At 71.4% G+C, this 12405-nt stretch carries 8 protein-coding genes and 1 pseudogene; 5 read left to right on the plus strand and 4 right to left on the minus strand.

Annotation, left to right across the window (positions count from 1 at the left end; translation table 11 throughout):
* Positions 1–10 precede the first annotated feature (10 nt).
* Positions 11–985 carry a metal ABC transporter substrate-binding protein gene (locus tag AB0442_RS01670; protein ID WP_366159933.1) on the minus strand — a complete coding sequence of 325 codons (975 nt, stop codon included), beginning with the start codon at positions 983–985 and terminating at the stop codon, positions 11–13.
* A 397-nt stretch (positions 986–1382) separates the two neighbouring features.
* On the opposite strand from AB0442_RS01670, the gene AB0442_RS01675 reads away from it, so the two are divergent.
* Positions 1383–2765: a glycine--tRNA ligase gene (locus AB0442_RS01675; RefSeq protein WP_363540014.1), complete on the plus strand. Its 1383-nt coding sequence runs from the start codon at positions 1383–1385 to the stop codon at positions 2763–2765.
* Positions 2766–2868: 103 nt separating this feature from the next.
* Here the strand turns inward: AB0442_RS01675 and AB0442_RS01680 are convergent, their stop codons facing one another.
* From AB0442_RS01680 to AB0442_RS01690, 3 genes are all read right to left on the minus strand, one after another.
* The gene (locus AB0442_RS01680; protein WP_366159934.1) at positions 2869–3897 is read right to left on the minus strand and encodes a hypothetical protein; all 1029 of its coding nucleotides are present in this window, start codon (positions 3895–3897) and stop codon (positions 2869–2871) included.
* Between the two features lie 1165 nt (positions 3898–5062).
* Positions 5063–5641 carry an NADAR family protein gene (locus AB0442_RS01685; protein WP_366159935.1) on the minus strand — a complete coding sequence of 193 codons (579 nt, stop codon included), beginning with the start codon at positions 5639–5641 and terminating at the stop codon, positions 5063–5065.
* 85 nt (positions 5642–5726) lie between these two features.
* Entirely contained in the window at positions 5727–7052 is a 1326-nt protein-coding gene (locus AB0442_RS01690) for an MFS transporter (RefSeq protein ID WP_366160108.1), read from the minus strand.
* Between the two features lie 441 nt (positions 7053–7493).
* On the opposite strand from AB0442_RS01690, the pseudogene AB0442_RS01695 reads away from it, so the two are divergent.
* From AB0442_RS01695 to AB0442_RS01710, 4 genes and pseudogenes are all read left to right on the plus strand, one after another.
* Positions 7494–8306, plus strand: a pseudogene (locus AB0442_RS01695) (helix-turn-helix transcriptional regulator); the annotation flags it as partial.
* A gap of 1296 nt (positions 8307–9602) precedes the next feature.
* On the plus strand, positions 9603–10829 hold the full coding sequence (locus tag AB0442_RS01700; RefSeq protein ID WP_366159936.1) for a sensor histidine kinase: 1227 nt from the start codon (positions 9603–9605) through the stop codon (positions 10827–10829).
* Positions 10817–11461, plus strand: coding sequence for a response regulator transcription factor (locus AB0442_RS01705; protein WP_366159937.1), 645 nt, complete (start codon positions 10817–10819; stop codon positions 11459–11461). Before AB0442_RS01700 ends, AB0442_RS01705 begins: the two co-directional genes overlap by 13 nt.
* 82 nt (positions 11462–11543) lie before the next feature.
* Positions 11544–12383: a DUF4097 family beta strand repeat-containing protein gene (locus AB0442_RS01710; RefSeq protein WP_366159938.1), complete on the plus strand. Its 840-nt coding sequence runs from the start codon at positions 11544–11546 to the stop codon at positions 12381–12383.
* The last annotated feature ends 22 nt before the right edge of the window (positions 12384–12405 follow it).

Here is a 12405-nt window from a genome sequence, read left to right on the forward strand (position 1 = left end):
TGGTGTCCCGTCAGCTGGTGGCGCCGAGCGCCGCCCGGAGGTTGGTCAGGTTCTGCCGCATCACGGAGAAGTAGTCGCCCTTGCCGTTCCTGATGCCCTCGATGGGGTCGAGCACGGCGGTCCGCAGCTTCAGGTCCTTGGCGACGCTGGTGGCGAGCGCGGGGCTCACCAGGCTCTCGAAGAAGATGGTGGTGACGCCGTGCTCCCGCGCCGCCTGCTGGATCGTGGCGAGCCGGGCCGGGCTGGGCTCGGCCTCCGGGTCGACCCCGTTGATCGCGATCTGCTCCAGGCCGTAGTGGTCGGCGAGGTAGCCGAAGGCGGCGTGGCTGGTGACGAAGGCCTTCGTCCCCGTGCCCTTCAGGCCGTCCCGGAACTCCGTGTCCAGCGCGGTGAGGCGGGTGACCAGGTCCGCGGTGTTCTTCTCGTAGTCGGCGGCGTGCGCCGGATCGGCGTCGGCGAACGCCGCACCGACAGCCTCGGCGACCGCCGCGTACCGGGTCGGGTCGAGCCAGATGTGCGGGTCGCCGGCCGGGCCGCCGTGCTCGTGACCGTGGCCGTCGGCCTCCTCGCCGCCCTCGTCGAGGTGGTGGTCGACCAGCGGGGAGGCCGCGGTGGCGTCGACGACGTGCTTGGAGTGGGACTGTTCGACCGCCTTGTCGACCGTCGGCTGAAGGCCCTTCAGGTAGAGGACCGCCCCAGCCTTCTGGACGGCGCCGACCTGCCTGGCGGTGAGTTCGAGGTCGTGCGGCTCCACGCCGGCGGCCGTCAGATCGGTCACCTTCACGTGCTCGCCGCCGATCTGCGAGGCGAGGAACTCCATCGGGTAGAAGGACGCGACCACCGACAGTCTGCCGCCGGCGTCCTGCGCACTGCTGGTGCCGCCGCAGGCCGTCAGCGCGAGGGCGGCGGCGAGGGCGGTGGCAGTGAGGGCGACGGCCTTGGCAGGGCGGCGGCGGGTGTCGCCGGAGGGTCGGGGGAGCGTCATGACAACCATTCTCATCTTATGTGGAAATGATTGTCAACTCACCCGATTGGGTGAGCCGCGTCCGCTGCGCGGGTGAACCGCGGTGGGCCGGCGGGGTGGCCGACGACCCGGACGGGTGTGGGAAGGCCTGCGAGCGGGTGGGTTCAGGCGGGCGGCGAACGGATGGGCGCGCGGGGGGCGGGGAGGCGGCGTCGGGTGGGCGTGCGGGGGTCGGGGAGGTGGTGTGCGGGTGGGAGGCCCTGGAACCGGGCGGGAGAGTGCCGTCCGAACACCCCGGGAACATGCGGTGCGGCCGATACTGATGTGACTGCACCACCCCCGAGCCCGGTAACCTGAGGTATTCGGGTGCGTGCAACCAGCCGTGCCCAGACCGTGCCGTCGTACTGAAGAGAGCACTGTGGCCGCCGACAAGATCGACACGATCGTCAGCCTGAGCAAGCGCCGTGGCTTCGTCTACCCCTGCAGCGAGATCTACGGCGGTACCCGCGCCGCCTGGGACTACGGTCCGCTGGGTGTCGAGCTCAAGGAGAACATCAAGCGCCTGTGGTGGCGGGCGATGGTCACCGCTCGTGAGGACGTCGTCGGAATCGACTCCTCGGTGATCCTCGCCAAGGAGGTCTGGGAGGCCTCCGGCCACGTCGCCACCTTCAACGACCCGCTCACCGAGTGCCTCTCCTGTCACAAGCGCTTCCGCGCCGACCACCTGGAAGAGGCGTACGAGGCCAAGCACGGCAAGCTGCCCGCCAACGGCCTCGCCGACATCAACTGCCCGAACTGCGGGAACAAGGGCTCCTTCACGGAGCCCAAGGAGTTCTCGGGCATGCTGAAGACGCACCTCGGCCCGGTCGAGGACGGCTCCGGCCTCGCGTACCTCCGCCCGGAGACCGCGCAGGGCATCTTCACCAACTTCAAGGCCGTCCAGACCACCTCGCGCAAGAAGCCGCCGTTCGGCATCGCCCAGGTCGGCAAGAGCTTCCGCAACGAGATCACGCCCGGCAACTTCATCTTCCGCACCCGCGAGTTCGAGCAGATGGAGATGGAGTTCTTCGTCAAGCCGGGCGAGGACGAGAAGTGGCACGAGTACTGGCTCGAGCAGCGCTGGAACTGGTACCGCGACCTCGGCCTGCGCGAGGAGAACATGCGCTTCTTCGAGCACCCGAAGGAGAAGCTCTCCCACTACGCCAAGCGCACGGTCGACATCGAGTACCGCTTCAACTTCGGCGGCACCGAGTTCTCCGAGCTCGAGGGCATCGCCAACCGCACGGACTACGACCTCGCCGTGCACAGCGAGCACTCCGGCCAGGACCTCAAGTACTTCGACCAGGAGTCCGGCGAGCGCTACTTCCCGTACGTCATCGAGCCGGCAGCCGGCCTCAACCGTGCGATGCTCGCCTTCCTCATCGACGCCTACTTCGAGGACGAGGCCCCCAACGCCAAGGGCCAGATGGAGAAGCGCGTCGGCATGCGGCTCGACCCGCGCCTCGCCCCGGTCAAGGTCGCGGTGCTCCCGCTCTCCCGCAACGCCGACCTCTCGCCGAAGGCCCGCGGCCTCGCCGCCGACCTGCGCACCGCGTGGAACGTCGACTTCGACGACGCCGGCGCCATCGGCAAGCGCTACCGCCGCCAGGACGAGATCGGCACGCCGTTCTGCGTCACCGTCGACTTCGACACCCTCGAGGACAACGCGGTGACCGTGCGCGAGCGCGACACCATGGCGCAGGAGCGCGTCTCCCTCGACCAGGTGAAGTCCTACCTGGCCGCCCGCCTGATCGGCTGCTGACCTCGGTACGACGCCCTTCGGTCCGCCGACCCGGCCCCCTCTGCTGCAGAGCTCTGCAGCAGAGGGGGCCGAGTCGTTCCCGGTGCCGGATCGACGGCAGAGGTCAGCGGCGACCGCGGGGGCGGGGTGCGGACGGTGTCGTCGGGAGCCCCGCCGACCGGAGGGCGGCCAGCACCCCTCGCGAACGGCTCTCCTCCAGCGTGGCCGCCGCACCCAGCAGTACCTGGTACAGCTCGTGGTGCGGAAGCAGAGCGCGCCCCAGCTCGGCGAGGTCACCGGGCGAGCGCAGCCCCGCGGTCTCACGCACCAGTGCGGCGGCGAACCGCTGCGCCGCCTGTTGCGCCGCCTGCTGTGCGGCGGCCTGTTGCGCGGTGGCCTGCTGTGCGGCCGAATGTGGGGCGGCCGGACGAAGGACGGATCCCGTGCCCGACGGTGCCGCCGAAGCACCTGGGAACGCCAACTGCTCGACGGTGGCGGCCACATCGGCGATCGGCCGGCCCGCGACCTGCCGCAGCAGGTGCCGGACGTCACCGGTGCGCCCGGCCGCGGCCAGACCGGCGGTCAGTGCAGCCAGTTCGGCCGGCGGGGCGGACGCCCACTCCCACAGCAGGGTCTGGCCGTCGGCGGCCTGGCCCGCCCGTTCCAGGGCCGCGATCAGCGCCGGCAGCGCCGAACCCGGTACGCCCCACAGGGCATGGAACAGTTCGTTCGCCTCGTCCGCCAGCCCCACTCGGCGGAGCTCGGCCAAGGTGCCGGCCGCTTGGTCCGGCGAACCGTGCGCCGTCGCGCGGACGAGGTAGCCCGCTGCACCGTACGGCCCCTGAGATCGCAGCAGAGCGGCGAGACGGGCCACGTCCTGCGGCGCGAGGGTCACCGCGGCCTGCGCCACGAGGGCTGCCGACTCGTGCGCCGAACCGCGGCCGTGCAACTCGCCGACGCGGATGGCGAGGGCGGCCAGCTCCTCGGCACTGCGCGGCGGCGGAGCGGGAGCAGGAGCGGGAGTGACGGGAGCGGCGGGTGCGGAGGTGGAGAGTGCGGGCGGTTCGCTGTCGGCCGGCGCCGACCGGTATTCGGTCTCGCCTGATGCTGCACCCCGGACACCGCCGAAGCGGGCCCCGCGGACCGGGGCCACCGTTGGAGTGGACGGTGGGGCCATCCCTGCGGCTTCGGCCGCAGCCTGCTCAGCCGCGGAGGCCCAGACCCGCTCCGGCTCCTGTTCCTCCACGAACGCGCCGCCGAACCGGGCCCCGGTGGGACGCCGGCGCTTCGCGGGCTTCGGTTCGGCCGCAGCCCTGGCCGCAGGCCCGACCACCGGTTTCGTTGCCGGCTCGGGCGTCCGCGCGGCGATGTGAGTCGGTGGGACTGGTGGTGCCGGGGGCTGGGGGACCGACCGGTACTGGGGTGCGGCCGCTGCACCGGCGGTGGGTGCGGCCGGTGCAGTGGGGGTGGTAGCAGCGGCTCCCTGGAACGGCGGACCCGGAGGCGGTGAACCGGCTTTCGGGGAGCCCGTGTTGGGGTGTCCGGTGTTGGGGTGTCCGGTGGTGTGGTCGCCGGTGGTGTGGGGGCCAGCTGCGTGAGGGCTTGCGCTCAAGGGTGACGGTCGGGTGCCCGCAGTCTGCTGACGCGGTACCGCGTCCTGCTGCCCGGCGCCGCCGGGGCCGGACGGTTCGCGGTAACCGCGTTGGAGGAAGCTGCCGTTCTGCCGCGCGAGATCCTCCAGCGCCAAGAGGCGTTCGCTCAAGTCGAGGCAGCGAGTGCCCAGTCCTTCCCGCAAGGACCGGGCCTGTGCGAGGCGCCGTAGGAGTTCCGGGTCCGGCTGTTGGTGTGGTTGGGCGTAGCCGTGCGCCCGATCCGGTTGGCTCGCCGCCTGCACCGCCTCGGCGAGCCGTCGTTCGCGCTGTGCTGCGTACTGCCGCGCCCGGAGTAGTTCGTCCAACTCCGTCCGCAGCATGTGGATGTCCGCTGCTGTGGGCCCCAGCTCCTGCACTGTCATCCCTCGTCCGACCAGCCTCTCCACCTCGGGGCCGCCCAGCCGGCCCCCTGGCCCTACCTCGGGCCATCCTCACCAAGCCATACGGCGTCGGTGTTACAGGCGTGAGTCCGCCGATTTTCGGCGAATGACGTTGCAGGTGGCGGGGGTTGAAGTCGCCGGAAGAAGTGGGGCGTTCCGAAGGTGCGAGTGTCAGGCGGCTGCCCGGGGCGCAGCCCTGCATCGGCGTCAGGGACAGTCAGGGACCCACGGCCGGGGTCACGGCCGGAGACCGGGTCCGGAGCCAGGTTCAGGGCCGAGGCCAAGGTCAGGCGATGAGCCGGGCCCGGGCCTCCATCAGGGCGAAGCCGAGCAGGTTGAGGCCGCGCCACTCCTGCGGTCGGGTGGCCCGCTCGTTGTCGGCCGCCAGGCCGATGCCCCAGAGCCGGTCGAGCGGGCTGGCCTCCACCAGGACGCGCTGGGCGGTGCCCAGCAGGTAGTTCCGCAGCGCGTCGTCCTGCCCGAACTTGGCCACGTTGCCGGCGACCACGAGCTCGAACCGTTCGGCGACCCACCGCTCCTCGTCGAAGCCCCGGACCTGGCGACCCAGCTTCTTGGCCTCGCCCGGGGTGGGTGCGGCCAGGATGCGGGCCAGCGTCTGCTCGTCCTGGAACAGGCGGGCCTTCCCGGCCATCATCCAGTGCTCCGCGGAGCGGTAGGTGACACCCTCCACGGTGAACTCCCCGGGCCACCACTGGCTGAGCGACCCCGGACCGATCCGGCCGTCGGGCTCCGGCCGGTGGCCCCAGAAGAGCAGGTACTTGGGCCGAGTGCCCGCCTCGACCAGGGCGACCAACTGCTCACGGGTGCGGGTGTCGGCCGGTGCGGTGGGTTCAGTGGTCGTCATGACGTCATGCTCCCATCCGTCGCCGACACTCTGCTTCCGGTTTTTCGCACCCTTGGAAACACCACCTCGTACGCTGCCCCGCAGGTCAGACGACCGAGCGCGGGAGCCGCAGGCTGAGGAAGGCGATGATCACCGAGCCGCCGAACTGGAGGGCCAGTACGAGTGCCAGTGCATGCGCGAAGCCCATGGTGGGGGACACCGCGAGGAAGAGCGTGCCGAGGGTGGCGACTCCGAGCGCGAGGCTGGACTGCTGGGTGGTCGCCAGGACGCCGCTCCCGACGCCCGCCCGCTCGGCAGGGACCTTGGACAGCACCACGCGGAACAGCGGAGTGCCCACCAGGCCCTGGCCGATGCCCGCCAGGGCGACGCCGGGCAGCATCCGCAGCGGCGAGAAGTGGGTCCAGTCCGCCAGGACGGTGGCCAGCAGGGTGACCAGGCCGATCCCCTGGACCACCGCGCCTGCCGTGATCACCCGGCTGCCGAACCGTCCCACCAGACGCGGGCCGGAGAGCGAGGCCGCGAAGTACCCTGCGGCCATCGGAACCAGCGCCCAGCCGGCGGCGACCGGCCCGAGCCGGAGACCGTGCTGGAGCAGGATCGCCACCACGAACATGAAGCCGCCGAAGCCGGTGAAGTACGGCAGCGCGATGCCGAGTCCTCGGCGCATCTCGGGTATGTGCAGCAGTGAGAGCGGCACCAGCGGTGTCCGGCCCATCCGCTCGGCCCTGCGCTCCACGGTCAGGAAGGCGGCGGCGAGCAGCGGGAACAGGCCGAGCAGCAGCCAGGTCCACAGCGGCCAACCGACGGCCCGGCCCTCCATCAGCGGGACGAAGAGGGAGAGCAGCGCGGCGGTCAGCAGCACCGTGCCGGGCACGTCCACTCCCGCGGCACGGCTGGCCCGCGTCTCGGGCACGAACCGGACGGCGAGCACCGCGGTCAGCAGGGCGAACGGGACGTTGAGCAGGAACACGGCGCGCCAGCCGCTCCCGAACAGGTCCGCCGCGACCATCATGCCGCCGAGGACCTGGCCGATGACGACGGAGATGCCGCCGACCGCGCCGTAGATGCCGAGCGCCCGGGCACGCTGGGACCCGCTGCTGGCAGCGGTGATGGTCGCCAGGACCTGGGGCAGCAGCAGCGCCGCGGAGGCGCCCTGCGCCACGCGTGCCGCCACCAGCGTCCAGGCCGTCGGCGCGAGACCGCAGGCCAGGGACGTCACCGCGAAGAGCGCGGCACCGGCGACGAACAGACGGCGCCGACCGAGTGCGTCGCCGAGCCGGCCGCCCAGGACCAGCAGGACCGCGAAGGCGATGCCGTAACCGGCGGCGACGAGCTCCAGAACCGCGGGGCCCGCCGCGAGGTCGTGGTCGATGGTGGGCAGCGCGACGTTGACGATGAAGAAGTCGAGCATCGGCAGGAAGGCGCCGAGCAGGACGGTGACGAGGCCCGCGGCACCCAGGGTGGGGGCGTCCGTGGCACGACCGGCGGGGGAGGTGGTCCGTGGAAGCGTCAGTTGCTGAGTCACGGCACCTACGATCCGCCTTGCCGCACCCTGGTACCAGACATCGTTTATCCAGGTATAACGAGTACCTGGCAACAGGATGCGCGCGGGAGCATCCTGGTAGGCATGGCTACACGCATCGCCTCCACAGGCCGCCCGACGGAGTCTGCCTCCGGGCCCGGCCCTGCCACCAGGGCCGGCGGGTCCACGGCCACAAGCCCGACGGCCACAAGCCCGACGGCGGCGGGCTCCACGGCGGCGGGCTCCACGGCTACGGGGTCCACGGCCACGGGGTCCACGGCTGCCAGGCCGGGAGCCGGCGCCGGGGCCAAACTCGCTCCGGCCGCTGCCCGGCGACAGGAGCTCGCCGCCTTCCTCCGTAGCCGCCGGGAGCGCATCTCGCCCGAGCAGGTGGGGTTGCCCGAGACCGGGCGCCGCCGCACACCGGGCCTTCGCCGGGAAGAAGTGGCGCACCTCGCCACGGTGGGAGTCACCTGGTACACCTGGCTGGAGCAGGGGCGGGACATCCAGGTCTCCGCCCAGGTGCTGCAGTCGGTGGCACGGGCGCTCATGCTCGACCCGACGGAGCGTGCCCACCTGTTCGTCCTGGCCGGTGCCGAGGACCCTGCCCCGATCGTCGAATGCGCCACCGTCACGCCGGCCGCGCGGATGCTCCTCGCCCAGCTGGAGCCGATGCCGGCCGCCGTGCTGAACAGCCGCTACGACGTTCTCGCCTACAACCGGGCCTACACCTGGATCGCAGGCGACCTCGACGCCCTCCCGTTCGAGGACCGCAACCTGATGTGGTTGGCCTTCACCGACTCCGAGTTCCAGAGGAGCCTCCTCGACATCGGGGAGGCGCGCCCCGCCATGGTGGCCAAGTTCCGTACCGCCATGGCCGATCACGGGGCCGAACCTGCGTGGAAAACGTTGCTGAACCGGCTGCGCAAGGCCTCGCCCGAGTTCGAGGGGATGTGGCAGCAGCACGAGGTCGCCGGCCTCGGCAACGGCCTGAAGCGCTTCCTGGTGCCGGACGTCGGCTTGATGCGCTTCGAGTACACCAATCTCTGGCTCGGCCCGCGGCCCGGCCCGAGACTTGTCGCCTACACGCCCCAGGACGAGGAGACGCGCAGCAAGTTGGAGGCTCTCGCGGCCCGTTCCTGAGTGCGTCGACGCACGGAGCAGGGCGGGGATCGCCGGTGCGCCGCGGCGGACCGGCGATCCCGTGCGTCGCGGGAGCGGGGCACCGATGGTGAAGCGCGGTACCCGGGGCGTCCGGCACGCACGGCTCGCCGCGTGGTCGAAGGCAGCGCGGTCGGCCGCGAGCAGCAGGCACACCAGCGCGATCGGCACCTCGGCGGCAAGCGCCATGGTGAGTGCGGTCGCCAGCTCGGGCCCGGTGGCAGCTGTCGAGACATCGACCAGTGCGTCCAGCCCGAGCAGCAGACCGGCGAGGTACGCGGCCGAGCGGGGTGCCGCGCCGCGGCCGTCCGGCCGCAAGCCTGCAGTGAGCAGCGCTGCGGCCTCGGCCGCGTCCAGCAGGGCCCAGCCGACGAGATGCGCCCAGGCCAGGGCCACCGCCCAGGGGATCAGCGCGAGTCCGCAGACGGCCAGCAACCGGTGGTGGCTCACGCAGCAACTCCCGCCCGCAGCCGGACCGGTGGGCAGCCCGGCCCGCTCACCAGGACACCTGTTGCGGATGTGGCGCACCAAGCCAGCCAGAACGCACCCATCACCGTGGTCAACCCGGCGGGAACCCGCTGACTGGCCCGTCGGCCACGGGTGAACACCACCGCGGGCGGTGAGCCGTCCGCGCACAGCCGCCCCCAGGCGAAGGCCCCGGGATGGCCGGCGCCCGGCCGTCGCCGTACGCCGCGGAGCACGCCACCCGCCAACGACGACGTCACCACCACATCGAGCAACTCGCCGTGCTCGTAGACCTCCAACGCGGCCCGGCGCCCGCGCCCCGCCGAACCCCGGACGGACCACGGCCCCAGCACGGGCAGGGCCAAAGTACGGCGGACGCCGGGCGGTGGCACCCGGCTCCGCCTCGGAGGCACTGCACCGCGACCGCGGACCGTCTCGCCGACGCGGTCCGCAGCGGGGCCTCGGGCACGGGCACCCGTCAGCGGTCCCGCAGCGGTCGACGGGCCGACACCGCCCGCTCCGGTGTTCCGGGCAGCGCCGTCCGTCTCGTGCACCGTCGGGTTCGCCCGGCCGTACACCGTGTTGCTCGTCCGGTCGTTCGCCGTGCCGTCGGCCGCGCCGTTCGCCCGGCCGTTCGCTGTGCTGTTTCCCGTGCTGTTCGTCAGGCTGTTCGTCATGCCGACAACATTCGCGACCTGCGGATGCCCCTGTCGTTGGCGCACTCTTCACTTTTCATGGTGAAGCCAGCTACACCATCAACAGTGAAGAGCACTTCATGGTGGAGCTGATCGCGCGCCAACTACTCTTTCCGCCATGTCCGATTCCGCTCGCCGCAACCCGTTCGCGCCACTTCTCCGGCGTGCTCCGTGGGCGGCGGCTGCCAGGCGGGACACCCTCTTCGTCGCGGCAGGTGTCCCCCTGGGGCTGCCGGCCGTCGTCCTCCTCCTCGACGCCAAGTCCGCCGCCGTCCTGGTGTTCGTGCTTCCCTTCTGCTTCGACCTCCTGACGACGGCACAGCGAAGTCGCCTCCGCGCCCTGCGCGGCGTGGACGTGCCGAGCCGGCTGCCGCCCGATGCAGGGTGGGCGAGGAGACTGCGCGCCGGTATGACCTGGCGCCAGACGCTCCATCACGTCGTCATGGCCCCACTGTTCGCGACCGCAAGCCTCCTGGTCATGGCGGTCTGGGGAGCCGGTCTCGTCATGGGGACGTTCTTCGTCTGGATCTGGGCGCTGCCGCCAGACGGCCCGATGCGGCCCGGATCCGGGTGGACGACCAACGGCGGATTGGTCACTGCCGCCGGTGTGGCGCTGCTCCTCCTCGGACCCTGGGCGTTCGCCTGGATCGCCCGCACCGACGAGCGGACCACCCGCGCACTGATCGGTCGTAACCGGGCCGAGGTGCTGGAAGAACGGGTGGAGCGACTCGCGGTCAGCCGGGCCGGGGTGGTGGACGCCGCAGACGCCGAGCGGCGCCGGATCGAGCGGGACCTCCACGACGGTGCCCAGCAGCGACTCGTCTCCCTCGCCATGAACCTCGGACTGGCCCGCCGGACGCTGACCGACATCCCGACGGAGGCCATGCAGGTCATCGTCGAGGCGCACGAGGAGGCCCAGGCAGCCATCGAGGAGCTGCGCGACCTCGTTCGCGGCCTGCACCCGGTCGTCCTGGAGGACCGCGGGTTGGACGCGGCACTGTCCGGCATCGCCGCTCGGAGTCCGGTGCCGGTGCGCATGGACGTCGACCTCGACGGACGTGTGGCACCAGCGGTCGAAGCGGTCGCCTACTTCACGATCTCCGAAGCACTGGCGAACGCGGCCAAGCATGCCCGGGCGTCCCGCGTCGACCTCTCCGTCCGTCGATCCGGAGACCGGCTCCGGATAGTCATCGGCGACGACGGCATCGGCGGGGCCGACCCGTCCAGGGGAAGCGGCCTGACGGGCCTGCGGAAACGAGCGGCCTCGGTCGACGGCACGCTCACTGTCATCAGCCCCCTCGGGGGCCCCACCACTCTCACCGTGGAGTTGCCGTGCGAGCTGTGATTGCCGAAGACTCCGTCCTCCTACGGGTCGGCCTGATCAAGGTGCTGGAATCCGTCGGTTACGAGATCCCGGCTGCGGTCGGAGACGCAGAGTCCCTGCTGGCCGCAGTCGAGGAGCACAAACCGGATATTGCGATCATCGATGTGCGAATGCCACCGGACTTCGCGGACGAGGGCGTCAAGGCAGCGCTGCTGATCCGCAGGCAGTGGCCCGATGTGGCCGTCTTGCTGCTCTCGCAGTATGTGGAGGAGCGCTACGCCGCCGACCTGCTCTCGGCGAACACCAGTGGCGTCGGGTACCTACTCAAGCAGCGCGTCGCCAACGTCGACGACTTCCTGGAGGCGCTCCAGCGAGTAGCCGGCGGCGGTACGGCGCTCGACCCCGAGGTGGTCGCCCAACTCCTCGTCCGCAAGGATCGCGATCCGCTCCGCAAACTGACTCCACGCGAGCGCGACGTCCTCGCCCTCATGGCGGAAGGCCGGTCCAACGCCGGCATCGCCGCCATCCTGGTGGTGAGCGACAGCGCCGTCGCGAAGCACATCAACGCCATCCTGATGAAGCTCGACCTCCCCCAGACGGACGCAGACCACCGCAGGGTCCTCGCAGTCCTCCGGTTCCTCGAGGTGGGCTGAGGTGGCGACCCGCCCGGTCAACGACGTCGCCGCAGCCCGCCACAGCCGGCGAGGCAGCGTAGACACCGCAGACACCGCAGACATGGCAGACGGCATGAGCGGCACCGCGGGCACAGCAGACACCTCAGTAGGAGAGCGTGAGCGCAAATCCTGGCGTGCCGTCGCGATCATCGTCCTGACCCTCGGCGTCCTCGCCGGAGCCGGTATGGCCTGGGGCGTCATGGCGTACCGGTCGACCGCGACCACGCGGACCTTCCTCGGTCCGGTCACCGCAGTGGAACTCAATGCCGAGGCCACTCAGGTGCGGGTCGAGGCCGGGGCGCCCGACCGCGTCACGGTGGACCAGCGGACTGACTGGGCGCTGCGGCCACCCGCGGTCGAGGAGAGCCTGGAGAACGGAACTCTCCGAATAACCGTCCGCTGCGGCACCGTCATCGGGCCGCTGGACGCCGAGCCCTTCGGGTGCGGGCTCCTGCTCGACATCCGGATTCCGGCCGGGGTGCCGGTCCATGCCCGGACCACGTCCGGTGGATTCACCGCGCGAGGGCTGTTTGGGGAGCTCCGGATCGAGACGACCTCGGGGGCGATCCGGCTCGATGCGGTGAGCGGCCCGGTCTGGGCGAAGGCGTCCTCGGGACAGATCACCGGCGAGACCTTGACCTCCACCCGCGTCCGGGCCGTCCTGACCTCCGGGCAACTGCTGCTCATGTTCGCCCGCCCACCCGAGGAGGTCACCGTCACAGCCACCTCCGGCCAGGTCGACCTCGAACTCCCGGCCGACCCTGCCGGGTACCGCATCGACCACAGCACCAGTTCAGGTGCGGTGGACATCAACCCGGCCCTGAGATCCGACACCTCCACCCGCCACCTCGACATAGCCACCAGCTCCGGCCAGATCAGCGTGGCGAAAGCCACCCCGTGACCGCCGCAGCCAGGCCAGCCCA

The sequence above is a fragment of the Kitasatospora sp. NPDC085895 genome (assembly GCF_040702125.1).
In the GTDB taxonomy this organism is placed as follows: Bacteria; Actinomycetota; Actinomycetes; order Streptomycetales; family Streptomycetaceae; genus Kitasatospora; species Kitasatospora arboriphila.